We start from the raw sequence: 14,926 nt of genomic DNA, 5'->3' as shown, positions 1-14,926 counted from the left end.
TCGCGGGGAGCCATGTGGCGGGACTTCTCTCTCGGTCAGCTGCCATGACCGGCGCAGCCTGGAACCCCGCTGCGGGGTGCCGGTCGGATCAGGCCCCGCAGCGGCGGCCGAGAAGAAGAAGCTCGCGCAGCGGCATGCCGGGTACCGTAGCCGCAATCAACTCCTCAGACAAGCTGAGGTGTGAGTGCCCAAGGCACCTCACCTCTGGTCAGGGGGCTGCGGCGACCGGCCGAGTAAGCTGGCCACCGACCCTTGTCGGACAACCTGAGAAGCGAAGAGGTGATGGCGGCCATGCCGCTCGGTGCCCTCCGCCGCAGCCCCCTGGTCGAACAGGCCACCCAGCACCTGCGCGACCAGATCACCGAAGGGCAGTGGCCGGTCGGTACGAAGCTCCCCGCCGAAACCGCCCTGGCCAAGACCCTCGGCGTGGGCCGCTCCACCGTGCGCGAAGCCCTGCGCGCGCTCGCCGGTGCCGGGCTGCTGGAAGCGCGGCAGGGGGCCGGCGTCTTCGTCATCGCCACCGAGCCGGACGAGGACTGGCCGACCCGGCTGCGCCGCGCCGCGGTGACCGATGTCTACGAGGTCCGCATGCTCGTCGAGGTACAGGCCGCGCGCCTGGCGGCGGAGCGCCGTACGGAAGCGGACCTCGCCGCCCTGCGAGCGGCGCTGGACGGCCGCCGCGCCGCCGCTGCCGGCGCGGACGCGGCCTTCGTCGACGCGGACATCGCGCTGCACGCCGCGGTGGTGGCCGGTGCCCACAATCCCGTACTCAGCGACCTGTTCGCCGAATTCGTCCCCGCGCTGCGCAACGGGCTGATCGACCTGCTGGACATGCTCGGCCTGCGCGCGGAGGAGCCGAACCACGGCGACGAGGCGCACGCCGCCCTGGTCGAGGCCGTCGAACGCGGCGACGGCGATGCCGCCGTCCGGGCCCTCCAGACCGAATTGGAACAGACCTTGGCGCGCCTCCACCGCCTCTGAATCTCAGAGATGGCCTCTGACCTCTGAGTCTCAGAGACGGCCTCTGAGTCTCAGAGATGGCGCGGCCGGCGGCGGGCGGCCCACCGGTCAGCGGCCCACCGGTCAGCGATCGTGGTGAACGGTCCCGTCCTCATCCATAGTGGGATGGATCTTCATCGGTTCGTAGTCATGGGCCTGGTCCGAGGGGCGTGGCCGTTCCGGCCCGTCCGGCCCCCACCTGACCAGCCGTTCGATGCGGCAGATGCGGAACAGCCGGTCGTCCACCCGTAGTTGGTCGTCCCGCCCGGCGGCCCTGAACCGCTCGGCGGCTCGCGCGTAGCGCGCTTGCTCGGCGGCGCCGAGGTCGTAGAGCCGCGGCCAGACGTCGGTCAGCGCGTCGTGGAGGAGGCGGCGCGCGTCGTGCGGGGTCGGCATGAGGGAACCGTGCGGCCGCCACGCCTTCCCGACGCGTTCGGCGATGCCGAAGCCGACGGGCAGCAGGGCGATGTCCGGGTGCGTGCGCGCCGCCCGCTCGGAGTCCTTGCGCACGTCGGCGGGGTACCGGGCACCGGCGTACGCGAACTCCCGCAGGCCCAGTTTCAGGGCGGCGGCCATGATGCCTTCCGCGCGGCCGGGGTCGAGGACGTGGCCGGTATCGCGGGAGGGCGGATTGTGGCGGCCGGTCCAGGACCGGTCGGCGGGATCGGTGTCCGTGGGCCTGGGCGGCTCAAGCCCGTCCTCGCCGCACCGGGCGAACTCGTCGGCGCGCACCACCCGGTAGCGCACGCCGAGTACCTCCAACTCGTCGACCGGCTCGCGTTCGAGGACGGCCACGGCCTTCAGCAGCTCGCGGCGTACGGCAGGGTCATCGGTGTCTTCCAGGGCCCTGAACCACAGCTTCGAGTTGAGCCCGTCCCTGGCCTGCTGGGGCGTGCCGTCCGCCATCGGCCCCTGCAACCGCCACTCCGTACCGGATGCGGAGTCCTGGGCGGAGTCCTGGGTGTCGTCCTGAGCGGCGTCCTGGGTGGCGATACCGAACAGCGCGCCGCGGACGGCGATATGCGGATAGCGGCTGGACGCCTTGACGGCATCGGCCTCGTTCACCCAGGCCACCGGGTCGTCCCGGCGCACCAGATCAGCGTGGAGCCGGTCGATCTGCTGCTTCCAGTCCTCTTTCATGGCGCACATTCTGCTGCCGCCTCTTACTACGACTGATCATGATCCGCGCAGACAACTCTGGAGTGGCATGGTTCGTACGCGTTTACGGATACGCGCCGAGCCGACTGTTCACGGATGCGCGCCGAGCCGACTGTCTACGGACGCGTGCGGAGCCGCCTGTCTACGGATGCGCGCCGAGCCGACTGTCTACGAATACGCGTCCAGCTGACTGTCTGCGGAGGCGCGTCGACTGTCTGCGGACGTGCGCCGACTGTCTACGGTTGCCTGCCGACCAGGGCGCGTCGCCCCCTCGGCCGCCGTCACCCGATCGGCCCCGGTGCCGGGCCATCGGGGTAGTCGCGGGTGCCGGGGGTGCGAGTCCCGGCGGTTCCTCCACGGCCGGACCGGCACGCTGCTCGACAATGCCCCTGGTACTCCTGGGTACTCCTGGTGCTCCAGCACAACGGACCGCGTCGACTCTGGAAAAGGTGACACCCGCATATGGCCCGAACGGCCTCCGGACCACAGCCGTCCAGCCCCAGCTCCGGCCACCACGGCAAGGCCGTCGGTATCTCCATCGCGGCCGCGGTCGGCGGTTTTCTCTTCGGCTTCGACTCCTCCGTCATCAATGGCGCGGTGGACTCCCTGAGCTCGCACTTCGAGCTCAATTCCTTCCTCTCCGGATTCGTCGTCTCCATCGCGCTGCTGGGCTGCGCCGTCGGCGCCTGGTACGCGGGGCGGCTGGCCGACGGGTGGGGGCGGCGGAACGTGATGATCCTCGGCGCGGCGATGTTCTTCATCAGCTCGGCCGGCTCGGCCTTCGCCTTCTCGGTACCGGACCTGATGCTCTGGCGGGTGATCGGTGGGCTCGGCATCGGCATCGCGTCCGTGATCGCACCCGCGTACATCTCGGAGGTGGCGCCGGCGAGTGGGCGCGGCGCGCTCGGGTCCCTCCAGCAGCTGGCGATCACCATCGGGCAGCTGGTGGTGCTCAGCTCCAACAAGGGTCTGGCCGCGGCCGCGGGAGGCGCGTCGAAGGAGCTGTGGCTCGACATGCCGGCCTGGCGCTGGATGTTCCTGGTCGGCATCGTCCCGGCGCTTGTATACGGTGTACTGGCGCTGTTGATCCCGGAGTCCCCGCGCTACCTGGTGCTCAAGGGCCAGTACGACAAGGCCGCCGGCGTGCTGCGGCGGGTGACCGGCGTCCCCGACCCGGAGGGGAAAGTACAGGAGATCCGGGAGACCCTGCACAAGGAGCACCGGAGCAGCTTCAAGGACATCCGCGGCCCCCGGCTGGGGCTTGCGCCACTGGTCTGGGTCGGCATCGTGATGGCCGCGTTCCAGCAGCTGGTGGGCATCAACGCGATCTTCTACTACTCCACCACGCTGTGGAAGTCGGTCGGGTTCAGTGAGTCCAGCTCGTTCACCACGTCGGTGATCACCGCCGGGATCAATGTGGTGATGACCGTCGTCGCCATGCTGTTCGTGGACCGGGTCGGGCGCCGCCGGCTGCTCTCCATCGGCTCCGCCGGCATGTTCGTCGCGCTGCTGCTCACCGCGGTCGCCTTCTCCCAGCAGCGCGGCAGCGGCGCGGACGTGACTCTGCCCAGCCCGTACGGGGCGCTGGCGCTCATCGGCGCCAATGCCTTCGTGGTCTTCTTCGCGCTCTCCTGGGGCCCGGTCATGTGGGTCATGCTCGCCGAGATGTTCCCCAACCGGATGCGGGCGATGGCGCTGGCGATCGGTACCGCCTCGAACTGGATCTTCAACTTCATCGTCACCTTCTCCTTCGAGCCGATGACCACCAAGGTCGGCCTCTCCTGGCTCTACGGCGCCTTCGCCTTCTTCGCTTTCGCCTCCTTCTTCTTCGTGCAGCGGAAGGTACCCGAGACCAAGCAGCGGGAATTGGAAGCCATGACGGGTGAGACGTACCGACGGGAATCCGTGGCGCGGACGAGCGCCCCGTAGCCGCCGGCGGCAACTTGCGCTGTCATGTAAGGGGCTTGGTAAGGGGCTTTGTAGGGGCTCTGCAGAGGGCTTGTAAGGGCCTCGGTGCGTCAGTCAGGGGAGAGCATGAACGATTCCGGACGACGGCAGCACGACACGCGAGTACCGGTCAGCGATTCGACGCTGGGCATCGAGGTCCCCGCACGTGAGTGGCAGGGGCAGCCGCGGCACCGGCTGGTCACCGTAGGGGACTCGCTGACCCACGGGTTCCAGAGCGGCTCGATCTTCCATACCGACCTGTCCTTCCCCGCGATCATCGCCCACGAAATGGGGTGGAGCGACTCCTTCCGGTACCCCTCCTACAACGGGTACGGAGGGCTCCCGCTCAACATCGAACTGCTGCTGCGCGACCTCGAAGCGCGCTACGGCCGGGACGTGGACTGGTGGGAGACGGCCCCCGCGCTCTTCCGGGTCCGCGGCTTCATGGACCGGGTGGAGGACTACTGGGAGCGTGGCCCCGGCACGGCGGTGCCCCGGACCCGGGCCCTCCACCACAACCTCGCGGCGTTCGGCTGGGACCTGCGGGACGCGCTGGAGAAGTCGGCCGACGTCTGCCGCGCGCGGATCTCCAAGCCCAAGGACGACCTGGTGTACCAGGTCGTGCAGAACGCCGCCGAACGCGCCGCGCTGCGCGTACTGCCCACCGAACCGCCGGAGGCCGCGGCCCTGTCGCAGCTCGGCGCCGCCAAGGTGCTCGGCGAGGAGACCGGGGACACGGACGGCATGGATCCGGAGCACGGCATCGAGACGCTGATCGTGTTCCTGGGCTCCAACAACGCCCTGCAGACGGTGACCGACCTACGCGTCGTCTGGAGCGAGGAAGGCTACGACGACCTGGCGCGCAAGGGCGCCTTCACCGTCTGGCGGCCCGAGCACTTCGCCGCCGAACTGCGGGAGGTCGTCCGCGAGGTCCGCGAGATCAAGGCGCGGCACGTCATCTGGTGCACCGTGCCGCACGTGACCGTCGCGCCGATCGCGCGCGGCGTCGGCGGCAAGACCGAGCCGGGATCCGCCTACTTCCCGTACTACACCCGCCCCTGGATCAGCGACCGCGCCTTCGACCCGCGCCAGGACCCGCACATCACCGCCGACCAGGCGCGCGCCATCGATCGCGCCATCGACCAGTACAACGACGCGATCACCACGGAAGTGCGGCAGGCCCGGGAGGCGGACCGGGACTGGTACCTGCTGGACACCGCGGGCCTGCTCGACCGGCTCGCCGCACGCCGTTACCTGGAGGACCCGCTCGCCCGCCCGGAGTGGTGGCAGCCGTACCCGCTGCCGCCGGAGCTGCAGGCCCTCACCCCGCCGCCCAACACCCACTTCCTCGCGAGCGACGGGGACCGGCGCGTCGACGGCGGCCTGTTCTCGCTGGACGGCGTCCACCCGACCACCGTCGGGTACGGGATCGTCGCCCAGGAGCTGATCAACGTCATGCGACGGGCGAACGTCGAGTTCCGGCATCCCGACGGGCTCACGCCACGCGCCGACCCGGTCCTGGTGGACTTCGACCGGCTCATCCGCCGCGACACGCTGATCAACCGGCCGCCGGGGAATCTGACACCGACGCTGAAGGTGATCGGCTGGGCGGACGAGGCGCTTGACCTCTTCCGCCGGGTGCTGCCGTTCGGTACGTGACCCGGGGACACGCCGCCGTTCGGAGCAGTGGGAGGTCGCCCAGGGCGGCGGGGCGTGAGGGGATGGGAGCGGTGGCGGGACCCCGTCACCGCGACCCTGGGAGGCAGCATGGGCGAGGAGCGTACGGACCGGGACCCGCACGAGGCGGGCACGGCACCGGACCGGAAGCGCGAGCCCGCGAAGGACGAGCGGGACCGCAGCGCCGAGGAGGTCAACGCGGACCAGCCGTCCGTACGAGGTGAGAAGCCGCGCCCGGCACCGAAGCGCGCCTCGAAGCGGGAGTAAGGGCGGGACCGGGAGCTGGCGGGGTCGTTTGCGTGCGGTCACGAGAACGAGCGGGGCCGTTTGCGTCCGGTCATGAGAGCGGGCGAGGCGGCTTGCGTCCGGTCATGAGAGCGGGCGGGGCCGTTTGCGTGCGGTCATGTGGGTACGCGAGGTCCGGTGGGGCCTTACGGTACGGACGGCGCGCGCACTGGCAAACTGTGCTCAGTGGGGCAAACCGGCAATAGGATGACGAAAGCGTGTCAGTCGCGGCGGTCATCCGCGCTCCGGACGGCACCCGCCCACGCCACCCGACCCGACGACGAGTACGCGGAGCCATGAAACACGGGCACAACGAACGATCCAGGCAAGCGCGCAAGGGTACGCAGTCCGCCGGGTACGGATCGGGCAGCGTACGAACCGAGCGCATGGTGCGTACGCTGCTACGCCGACGCAAGCGCCCGGTGGCCCCCGAGGACGTCACGGTTGTCGACAAACCCAAGGTCAGACGGGCGGTTTCGGCCGCGGCCCTGGGCAACACGATGGAGTGGTTCGACTTCGGCGTCTACGCCTATGTCGCCCCCACCCTCGGCAAGGTCTTCTTCCCCTCCAGTTCGCCCGGCGCGCAGGTGATCTCGACGTTCGCCACGTTCGCCGCGGCCTTTCTCGTGCGCCCGCTCGGCGGTCTGGTCTTCGGGCCGCTGGGTGACCGCATCGGACGCCAGCGGGTGCTCGCCGCCACCATGATCATGATGGCGATCAGCACCTTCGCGGTCGGCTTCCTGCCCGGTTACGAATCCATCGGACTGGCCGCGGCCATACTGCTGTTGCTGTGCCGGCTGGTGCAGGGCTTCTCGACCGGCGGTGAGTACGCGGGCGCCACGACGTACATCGCGGAGTACTCACCGGACCGCAAACGCGGCTTCCTCGGCAGCTGGCTCGACTTCGGTACCTTCGTCGGTTACTCGCTCGGCTCCAGCCTCGTCACCGTACTGACCGCCGTCCTCAGCGACGAGCAGATGCTCTCGTGGGGCTGGCGCATCCCCTTCTATGTTGCCGGGCCGCTCGGCCTGATCGGCCTCTACATGCGGATGAAGCTGGAGGAGACCCCGGCCTTCCAGGAGGTCGAGGCCAAGCATCAGGAGGCGCAGAAGGACGGCGCCCTGACGGAGGACCCGGTCGAGCAGGCACGCATGTCCGGCAAGGGCCGGCTGAAGGAGCTGTTCACGCACCACTGGGAGGCCATCCTCATCTGCATGGGCCTGGTGCTGCTCTACAACGTGACCAACTACATGGTCACGTCCTACCTGCCCACGTACATGACCAGCACCCTCGGCGAACCCAGCCTGACCGCCCAGCTGCTCGTCCTCGGCACGATGGTCCTGGTCGTCCTGACGATCACCACCGTCGGCCGTTCCTCGGACCGCTTCGGCCGCCGCCCCATGTTCCTCTGGGCAGGCTCGGCGATGGTCGTCCTGGCCATCCCCGCCTTCCTCCTCATCAAGCAGGGCGGCATCCTCCTCCCCGCCATCGGCTGCGTGATCCTCGGCCTGCTGCTGGTCTGTTTCGCGGGCACCAGCGCGTCCACGCTGCCCGCGCTCTTCCCCACGCATCTGCGCTACGGCGGCCTGTCCGTCGCCTTCAACGTCTCCGTCTCGCTCTTCGGCGGCACGACCCCGCTGGTCGCCTCGGCACTGGTGGAGTCCACGGGCGACAAGATGGTGCCCGCGTACTACCTGATGGCGGCCGGCATCATCGGCGTCATCTCGGCCGTCTTCCTCCACGAGACGGCCGGCAAGCCGCTGCGCGGCTCCTCACACATGGTCGAGGACGAACAACAGGCCCGCCAGCTGGTCGCCCACAGCCGCACCCACGCGGGCCGCCGAGCCCGCGACGTCTGGATCGGCCTCCGCCATGGGCGCTTGCCGCGCCATGACAAGGACGACAAGGACTAGCCCGAAGCCCCCGGCCCACGCCTCCACGGCGAACGCCACAAACTCCAAACACACGGCGGGCCCTGTGCACAGCATGGGGCCCGCCGCGTAGTGCCGCGTAGTGCTGACGCACTGGCACATACATGCCCGAGCCCGCCTCCTGGTCACGGCTCTGGCCGAGTCGTGGGCTGGCCCACATGACCGGTGCACGAGGCCACTTGGGCAGGGAAAACGCAACTTCGACAGGGCCCGCAGGGGCAGCTACCTTCACCTGGTCCTCGGCGATCGCCCACGGTCGCACAGGAGTTCCTTCAGGCTGAGCCACCCGCAGCCGCACCAGGCACCTCCAACCAGGGAGAGACGTATGCCCCATCTCGCGCTGTACACCTTCGGTGTCCTGAAGTCGCCTCTCGCCGATCCCGCGCCTCTCACGCGCGAGTTCTACGACATTGGTGAGGCCGTCTACCGGGAGATCGGTCAGCACCCCGGATACCTCGCGCATGCTGAAGCGGCAGACGGCGACCGGGGCTCACACTTCGACCTGGACTGGGGTGCGTGGGGCGAATTCGTCGTACCGACCTGGTACGGCAAGGGCCGTACGGCGGAGACCACCGCCCTGGCCGCGACCCTCTCGCTCTGGACCGGCCTGCGCCCCGCCTTCGACGCCATCTACACCGGCCTGCACCGTGCGGCGCTGAACAGGCGTTACGACTGGTTCGAGAGGGCAGCACACCCGAATTACGTGTTCTGGTGGGTCTCCGACGACGCGATACCCACCTGGCAGGACGGGGTTTCCAGGCTGGAGCACCTCCACGACCACGGCTCCGCGCCGCACGCCTTCACCTTCCACCACTCGTTCGCCCCGGACGGAACTCCGACCAGAGGGGCTGACGGGGGCTGGCGGGGGCCTTGTGCGGGCCCCCGCCAGGGGGTCAGAGGAGGCGGCTGATGGCGGGCATCAGGTCCTGGAAGGTGCGGCCCGTGGCCGGTTCGCCGAGGGCGGCCATGTGCCAGGTGGTGCCGGAGCGCTGGACCTTGGCCATGATCTGGGCGGTGTGCCGGCCGCCGCCCGTGAGGGTGTAGCGGGCCAGTTCCTCGCCAGTCTTTTCGTCGAGCAGTCGGCAGTATGCGTTCTGCACTTCCTCGAAGGTCTGGCCGGTGAAGGAGTTCACCGTGAAGACGATCTGGTCGATGTGGGGCGGGACGCGCCGGAGGTCGACCGCGATGGATTCGTCGTCGCCCTGGCCCGTACCGCCGACGAGGTTGTCCCCACTGTGGTGCACGGAACCGTCGTCGCTGGTCAGATGCTGGAAAAAGACGACGTCCACGGGCTGTTTGTCGGCGAAGAGCACCGCCGAGGCGTCCAGGTCGATCTCCCGGGCGCCGGCCAGCTTGGCGAGGAAGCCCTTGCGCTGCGCTGCCTGCCAGCCCAGACCCATGCGTACCACGCTGAGCGTGCCGCCGTCGGACTTGCTCAGGCTGATCTGCTGGCCCTTGTTCAGGTTCACGGACATACGGAGAAGCCTCGCTCGTGTCGGTCGGTTCCCGGTGGTAGATGCAGCTGAAGCCGGGTGGGAATGCCCGGCCGGGGTCGCCGACCCCTCAGCATCTACAGCAGTGTAGAGAATCGAGGGAGTGTCGAGGGGCGTCGAGGGGGGTACGCCGGGTGGCGCCTCTCACTGGGGTGTCAGCGGGCGAGGGGCGGCAGGGCTGCGGCCGTGCGGTGGTGTGCGACGGCGCGGGAAATGTCGTCGTTCACCAGCTCCTGGTTGAGGGCGAAGGCCGCGGCCGCGCCCATCCCGGCGGCGGTGACCACCATCGCGCGCGGGTCGATGACATTGCCCACGGCCCACACGCCGGGCACGCTGGTGCGGCCCGCACGGTCGGTGACGACCCAGCCGTTGTCGTCCTTCGCGCAGCCCAGGCCGGTGAGCAGGTCGTCGCGGGGCACCATCGTCGGGACGACGAAGACCGCACTGCGGAGTACTACGCGGCCCTCGGTCAGTTCGACCCCGCGCAGCCGGTCGTTCTCCACCACGAGCCGCTTGACCGTGCCCTCGACGATGCGCACGCCGCGGGCGGTCAGCCGCTCGCGGTCCTCCTCGCCCGGCTGCTGGGTGTGCGCGAAGTACACGATGTCCTCCGACCACTGGCGCAGCAGCAGCGTGTGGCCGACCGCGGCCGGGTGCGTGCCCAGCACGCCGATCGGCTGGTCGCGGACCTCGTAGGCGTGGCAGTACGGGCAGAAGAGGAGGTCGGTGCCCCAGCGTTCGCGGACGCCCGGGATGTCGGGCAGGTGGTCGCGGAGTCCGGTCGCCACTACGACGTGCCGGGCGTCGAGTACGGGGCCGCCGGCCAGCCGTACTTGGAGGTGAGGGGTTGCTTCTTCTGTGTGTTCGATGTGTTCGATGTGTTCTGTGCGGTCTATGTGGACTATGCGGTCTATGCGCTGTGCCTGACTTGCTATCAGGTCTACGCCGTAGCTGGTCAGTTCGGCTCGGCCGGCTGCCAGCAGGTCCCTTGGTGCCATGCCGTCCCGGGATAGGAAGCCGTGCATGTGCGGGGCGGGGGCGTTGCGCGGCTGTCCGGCGTCCACCACGGCCACTCGGCGGCGCGAACGAGCCAGTACCAACGCCGCGTTGAGTCCGCCGGCGCCCGCACCGATCACTACCACGTCGTACGTCGGATTGTTGGCTGTCTTCTCGTTCGTCATGGTCATGGGCCTCATTACCTTTCTGTGTTGTGTCTGGCTTCCGCTCGCCTGTGGCGGGGGTTTGTGGCATCAGGGTGCGGGCGCCATCCAGTAGGGGCAATTTCTGTTGCCGTTTCCGGGACGGAGCGGTGCAATGGGCGGCGTGGAGCATTCACCCGCCATCGCCCGAGCCCTCACCGAAGTCGGCCCCCGCCTCAAGCGCCTGCGCACTCAGCGCGGTGTGACCCTGGCGGCGCTCTCCGAGGCGACCGGTATCTCGAAGAGCACGCTGTCGCGTCTGGAGGCCGGGCAGCGCCGCCCGAGCCTTGAGCTGCTGCTGCCGATCTCGCAGGCACACCAGGTGCCGCTGGACGAGCTGGTCGTCGCGCCCGAGGTCGGCGATCCCCGCATCCGCCTCACGCCGCAGCGCGTGAACGGCAACATCGTGCTGCCGCTCACCCGGCAGCCCGGCCCGCTGCAGACCTTCAAGATGATCCTCCCGGCCACCCGGTCCGAGCCGGAGCTGTGCACCCACGAGGGGTACGAGTGGCTCTACGTGCTCTCCGGGCGGCTGCGGTTGATCCTGGCCGACCACGACCTGGTACTGCCTCCGGGGGAGGCGGCGGAGTTCGACACCCGGCTGCCGCACTGGTTCGGCAGTACCGGTGACGGCCCGGTCGAGCTGCTGAGCCTCTTCGGCCGTCAGGGCGAGCGCATGCACGTACGCGCCAAGCCGAAGGCACGGGAGGGGGCGGGACGGGAGGGACGGGAGGGGCGAGAGGGAGGGGGCGGTGGCTGATCACTTCAGGGGGCGGGCGGCGGGCCGGGCTACCCTTCAATGCCCACCTGTTAGTACCTACCGTTAGTACGACGAGGAGTGTTCGCAGTGAGTCACCCCGGGCCGCCGCCGCAGACGCCGTACGGCTACCCGCCCCAGCAACCGCAGCAGGCGTACGGCTACCCGCCCCAGCAACAGGCGTACGGCTCGCCCTACCCGCCGCCGCAGCAGGCCGGGTCCTACGCGTCGCAGCAACCGCCGTATGCCGGCTGGCTGCAGCGCGCGGGTGCGTTCCTACTCGACGTCCTGATCAACTTCGGGCCGATGTGGCTGCTGACGGGCATCGCATCCGGCATCGAAGCGAGCTCGGGCGAAAGCGGCGAGGTCTTCGCGAACATCCTGGCCTGGCTCGGAATCCTGGCGATGATCGTGGCCGTGGTCTTCCAGCTGCGGCGCGAGGGCCGGACCGGGCAGACCGTGGGCAAGAAGGTCCTCGGCATCCGAGCCGTCCGCGAGCGTGACGCCGAGGTGAGGCTCGGCGTCGGACTGGCCCTCGGCCGCCGGCTGCTCCAGTTCCTCAACAACGTGGTGTTCGGGCTGGGCTGGTGGTGGGCCATCTGGGACGCCAAGAGCCAGACGTTCGCCGACAAGATCACCAGTGTGATCGTCGTGCGTGCCGACGCCACGCCGATGCCGCAGCCCGGTAGTACCTGGCAGTAGACCAGCGGCAGTTGACGGTAGACCGTCGATACTAGGCAGTAGGCAGTAGGCAGTAGGCAGTAGGCAGTAGGCAGTAGGCAGTAGGCAGTAGGCAGTAGTCGGTGGACCGGCGGACGTGGGCACTCACCGTCCGCCGGTCCTGCTCCGGCGGGCGCCGCAGCACTGGCTGATGAGGTCGGGCGTCAGCGGTCCGCCGTCCGGCGAGGTCACGACGGCCTGCAGCTCGGGTGACTCCGCCGCGGCGCGCAGCGGCTCGGGGAAGTGCTCGGAGCACCACAGGGGATCGGCGATGCCCGCCACCGCTTCGGGGCAGGCGGCCAGGTGGTCCGCGACGTTCGGCCAGCGGACGCGGATCAGGCACCACAGGGCCAGCGCGTCCGGATCCACATGGATGTCCTCCAGGATCCGGATGGAACGCAGGATGCTGTACGTGTTGAGGAATTTCTTGACCGCCCGCGGATTGTCGCCGAGCACGGGCGCGAATTTCCGCAGGGTGTGCTCGGCGCGGCGGCGCTCTGTGATGCTGTTCATCAACTCCGACACCCATTCCGCGCGGCCCACCTCGAACAGTCGCAGGCGTGCCAGAAAATCCCCGTCGGCCCGAGGCCGCGGCGGCTCCTGGACCGCCGGGCTCGCCGGCTCCGGGCGCGCGTCCGCGACCCTGAGCATTTCGTCCAGGTACGAGGACCGCGCCGCGGCCGAGAGCGCCGGCATCGGGAGCGAGAGCTGAAAGAGCTTGTCCAGGAAGAGATAGCCGAGCGGTCGGCCGGGCTCGGCGATGCAGCCGACGAATGACTCATGCGCGGATTCATAGCTGCGCCTGAGCCACGCGCCGTCCGCCGCGACGACGAAATAGGCCCCCGCATTCGCCCCGTTGCCGCCCAGCGACCCGTTGCCGCCCCGTGACCCGTCGCTGCCCCGTGACCCGTTGCCACCCCGGGACCGGTTGTCGCCTCGTGAGTCCCCCATGGAGCGCACCAGGGTCTGGATCATGTCCAGGAATTCCACCACGTACGCCTTGTCGCAGCGGTCGAGATCGTCGATGAAGAAGGCGACCGGTTTGTCCGAGCGCTGAAGCAGCCACTGGAAGTGGGCGGAGATCTCCGCCATCGGATTGGCCTGGGTCTGCTCGAAAAGCCTGGCGCCGCGTACCGAATCCCACAGGAAGAGCCGGGCGGCCACCAGGACGCCGGCGCCGAGCGTTCCCACCGCGGCCAGCAGCGCGGTGACCGCCTTGGCCTGCTCCTGCCAGTTGAGCAGACTGGGATTCTTCGGCCAGATGAGATAGCCGATAAGGGCGGCGAGCACGGCCACGACGACGAAGGCCATGGCGTACGGCGCGCCGGTCCTGCGGGCGCGTGCGGCCGACTCCCTGATCCGGAGGAAAGGGCGTCGCCACCAGGGCCGGCCGTGGGTGACTTCCTGGCGCAGGCAGGTGAGCAGGGACCACCAGGCGGGCGCGAGCCGCGACTGCTGCCAGGCATCGAACTGTGCTACCCGGAAAGAGCCGTCGACGTGCTCCGCCAGCAAATTCAGCAGGGTGCTCTTGCCACTGCCCCACGGGCCGTCGAGATGGACGAGGAAAGAGGTGTCGGGCTGCGTCGTGTGGGTTTCCACCAGGCGGAGGGCGAGTACCTTTGCCACCGGCGCGCGGTTCAGCAGGTCGACGGTGGCGGGCGCGTCGTGGAACCATTCGACGTCCTCGACATCCTCGACGTCCTCGACATCCGTGGTATCTGCGACCGCCTCGACGTCCCCGGTTTGCCGGAATTCCTCGAATTGCTCATCGGGTTCAAATTGCCCGACCCCCCATGCCTCCTGGACCCCCTGGATCCCCTGCACCTCCTGGGCCTCCTGGACGTGCTGAACGCCCTGGGTGTCATCGGCGGAGATGGCCTTTTCGGCGGTCGTGTAGAGCTCGGCCGTCGCCGCGTGGATCCGGTCGTATGCCGGGTTACGGACCAGGCCCAGCTCGCCGGCGCTGTTGACGCTCTGTACCTGCGGTGGTGGGTAGCCGAGGGCGCGCATGGTGTGCTGCAGCTCGCCCGCGATGGCCCGGAGGGTCAGGAATTCGGCCGGCCCGGGAATGCCCTGCTTGAGCAGCCTGATCAGCTCGCCGGTGAAGGCCGTGAACGGTTCGCCCTCGCGGGCCATCGACAGTCTGGTGGCCGAGGACGACGTCAGGGTGAAGGTGCCGGAGATTTCGCTCAGCGCGGCGAGGTTCGCAGCGGGGCTGCCGGCCATGCTCGTGAAATTCAGGGCGCGGCCGCTGAAGCAGCAATCCAGGATCACGATCCTGACCCTTGCGGGGCTCTGCTGCAGGATCCGCCGTACGGTCGAGAAGGGCAAGGCCGACGTGGAGAGGTCCGCCTCCGTACTCTCCGACAGGGCGAGATGCAATTCCCCGTCGTCGCCGATGAGGCCGTGGCCCGCGTAATAGACGAGCAGGACATCGTCGGCCAGCTCTGCCGACTGCCGGAGCGCGGTGCCGACCTCGCCGATATGGCCGGGTTCGCGGATGAGGAGGGGCTGCCGGAAACTACCCGATTCTTCGAGGATCGCGCTGAGATCCTCCAGGTTGTTGCGGATCGCGGGTATGTCGTCCAGCTCCGCATAGCGACTGCAGCCGATGAGTACGGCTTGTGAGAGTCGTGGATTGGGCAGCCGTGCCATTCGTCCCCCATGTCCCCCGTGGTCCGTGCGCGATGGCCGTGCGCGGTTGCCCATTATGAGTTCTCTCACCCTCTCGGTCCCACCCCCGGACGGATACCGGGCTCC

The 14,926-nt window shown here is 69.1% G+C and carries 12 protein-coding genes; 8 read left to right on the top strand and 4 right to left on the bottom strand.

What is annotated here, in order from left to right; all coding sequences use genetic code 11:
* Positions 1-291: 291 nt before the first annotated feature.
* On the top strand, positions 292-981 hold the full coding sequence (locus ACIGXO_RS26935; protein ID WP_399791859.1) for a FadR/GntR family transcriptional regulator: 690 nt from the start codon (positions 292-294) through the stop codon (positions 979-981).
* A gap of 102 nt (positions 982-1,083) precedes the next feature.
* Here the strand turns inward: ACIGXO_RS26935 and ACIGXO_RS26930 are convergent, their stop codons facing one another.
* Positions 1,084-2,139, bottom strand: a complete 1,056-nt coding sequence (locus ACIGXO_RS26930; protein ID WP_399791857.1) for a DUF5954 family protein — start codon at positions 2,137-2,139, stop codon at positions 1,084-1,086.
* A gap of 480 nt (positions 2,140-2,619) precedes the next feature.
* Between ACIGXO_RS26930 and ACIGXO_RS26925 the strand changes: the two genes are divergently transcribed.
* The 5 genes from ACIGXO_RS26925 (at position 2,620) to ACIGXO_RS26905 (ending at position 8,907) form a co-directional block, all read left to right on the top strand.
* Positions 2,620-4,086, top strand: a complete 1,467-nt coding sequence (locus ACIGXO_RS26925; RefSeq protein ID WP_399791855.1) for a sugar porter family MFS transporter — start codon at positions 2,620-2,622, stop codon at positions 4,084-4,086.
* 105 nt (positions 4,087-4,191) lie between these two features.
* Positions 4,192-5,763 carry a hypothetical protein gene (locus ACIGXO_RS26920; protein WP_399791853.1) on the top strand — a complete coding sequence of 524 codons (1,572 nt, stop codon included), beginning with the start codon at positions 4,192-4,194 and terminating at the stop codon, positions 5,761-5,763.
* A 108-nt stretch (positions 5,764-5,871) separates the two neighbouring features.
* Entirely contained in the window at positions 5,872-6,048 is a 177-nt protein-coding gene (locus ACIGXO_RS26915; RefSeq protein ID WP_399791851.1) for a hypothetical protein, read from the top strand.
* 404 nt (positions 6,049-6,452) lie between these two features.
* On the top strand, positions 6,453-7,979 hold the full coding sequence (gene proP, locus ACIGXO_RS26910; protein WP_399791849.1) for a glycine betaine/L-proline transporter ProP: 1,527 nt from the start codon (positions 6,453-6,455) through the stop codon (positions 7,977-7,979).
* 343 nt (positions 7,980-8,322) lie between these two features.
* Positions 8,323-8,907, top strand: a complete 585-nt coding sequence (locus ACIGXO_RS26905) for a DUF3291 domain-containing protein (RefSeq protein WP_399791847.1) — start codon at positions 8,323-8,325, stop codon at positions 8,905-8,907.
* Here the strand turns inward: ACIGXO_RS26905 and ACIGXO_RS26900 are convergent.
* Together ACIGXO_RS26900 and ACIGXO_RS26895 are read right to left on the bottom strand one after the other, a co-directional pair.
* Positions 8,891-9,472, bottom strand: a complete 582-nt coding sequence (locus ACIGXO_RS26900) for a TerD family protein (RefSeq protein WP_399791845.1) — start codon at positions 9,470-9,472, stop codon at positions 8,891-8,893. The two genes, ACIGXO_RS26905 and ACIGXO_RS26900, sit on opposite strands and share 17 nt — an antisense overlap.
* Positions 9,473-9,645: 173 nt before the next feature.
* Positions 9,646-10,677 carry an NAD(P)/FAD-dependent oxidoreductase gene (locus tag ACIGXO_RS26895; RefSeq protein ID WP_399791843.1) on the bottom strand — a complete coding sequence of 344 codons (1,032 nt, stop codon included), beginning with the start codon at positions 10,675-10,677 and terminating at the stop codon, positions 9,646-9,648.
* A 127-nt stretch (positions 10,678-10,804) separates the two neighbouring features.
* Between ACIGXO_RS26895 and ACIGXO_RS26890 the strand changes: the two genes are divergently transcribed.
* Positions 10,805-11,449, top strand: a complete 645-nt coding sequence (locus ACIGXO_RS26890) for a helix-turn-helix domain-containing protein (protein WP_399791841.1) — start codon at positions 10,805-10,807, stop codon at positions 11,447-11,449.
* Between the two features lie 87 nt (positions 11,450-11,536).
* Complete coding sequence (locus tag ACIGXO_RS26885; protein ID WP_399791839.1) at positions 11,537-12,148, top strand: RDD family protein; 612 nt, start codon at positions 11,537-11,539, stop codon at positions 12,146-12,148.
* A gap of 123 nt (positions 12,149-12,271) precedes the next feature.
* On the opposite strand, the gene ACIGXO_RS26880 is transcribed toward ACIGXO_RS26885, so the two are convergent.
* On the bottom strand, positions 12,272-14,821 hold the full coding sequence (locus ACIGXO_RS26880) for a P-loop NTPase fold protein (protein ID WP_399791837.1): 2,550 nt from the start codon (positions 14,819-14,821) through the stop codon (positions 12,272-12,274).
* Positions 14,822-14,926: the final 105 nt, after the last annotated feature.

This window comes from Streptomyces sp. NPDC053542, assembly GCF_044544685.1.
Lineage (GTDB): Bacteria > Actinomycetota > Actinomycetes > Streptomycetales > Streptomycetaceae > Streptomyces.
This window is presented reverse-complemented; position numbering and strand designations above follow the sequence as displayed.

What these genes read in the sequence shown, in the direction of transcription:
- ACIGXO_RS26935 (WP_399791859.1), top strand. Translation starts at nt 292, where the DNA reads ATGCCGCTCGGTGCCCTCCGCCGCAGCCCCCTGGTCGAACAGGCCACC.
- ACIGXO_RS26930 (WP_399791857.1), bottom strand. Translation starts at nt 2,139, where the DNA reads ATGAAAGAGGACTGGAAGCAGCAGATCGACCGGCTCCACGCTGATCTG.
- ACIGXO_RS26925 (WP_399791855.1), top strand. Translation starts at nt 2,620, where the DNA reads ATGGCCCGAACGGCCTCCGGACCACAGCCGTCCAGCCCCAGCTCCGGC.
- ACIGXO_RS26920 (WP_399791853.1), top strand. Translation starts at nt 4,192, where the DNA reads ATGAACGATTCCGGACGACGGCAGCACGACACGCGAGTACCGGTCAGC.
- ACIGXO_RS26915 (WP_399791851.1), top strand. Translation starts at nt 5,872, where the DNA reads ATGGGCGAGGAGCGTACGGACCGGGACCCGCACGAGGCGGGCACGGCA.
- proP (WP_399791849.1), top strand. Translation starts at nt 6,453, where the DNA reads ATGGTGCGTACGCTGCTACGCCGACGCAAGCGCCCGGTGGCCCCCGAG.
- ACIGXO_RS26905 (WP_399791847.1), top strand. Translation starts at nt 8,323, where the DNA reads ATGCCCCATCTCGCGCTGTACACCTTCGGTGTCCTGAAGTCGCCTCTC.
- ACIGXO_RS26900 (WP_399791845.1), bottom strand. Translation starts at nt 9,472, where the DNA reads ATGTCCGTGAACCTGAACAAGGGCCAGCAGATCAGCCTGAGCAAGTCC.
- ACIGXO_RS26895 (WP_399791843.1), bottom strand. Translation starts at nt 10,677, where the DNA reads ATGACCATGACGAACGAGAAGACAGCCAACAATCCGACGTACGACGTG.
- ACIGXO_RS26890 (WP_399791841.1), top strand. Translation starts at nt 10,805, where the DNA reads ATGGGCGGCGTGGAGCATTCACCCGCCATCGCCCGAGCCCTCACCGAA.
- ACIGXO_RS26880 (WP_399791837.1), bottom strand. Translation starts at nt 14,821, where the DNA reads ATGGCACGGCTGCCCAATCCACGACTCTCACAAGCCGTACTCATCGGC.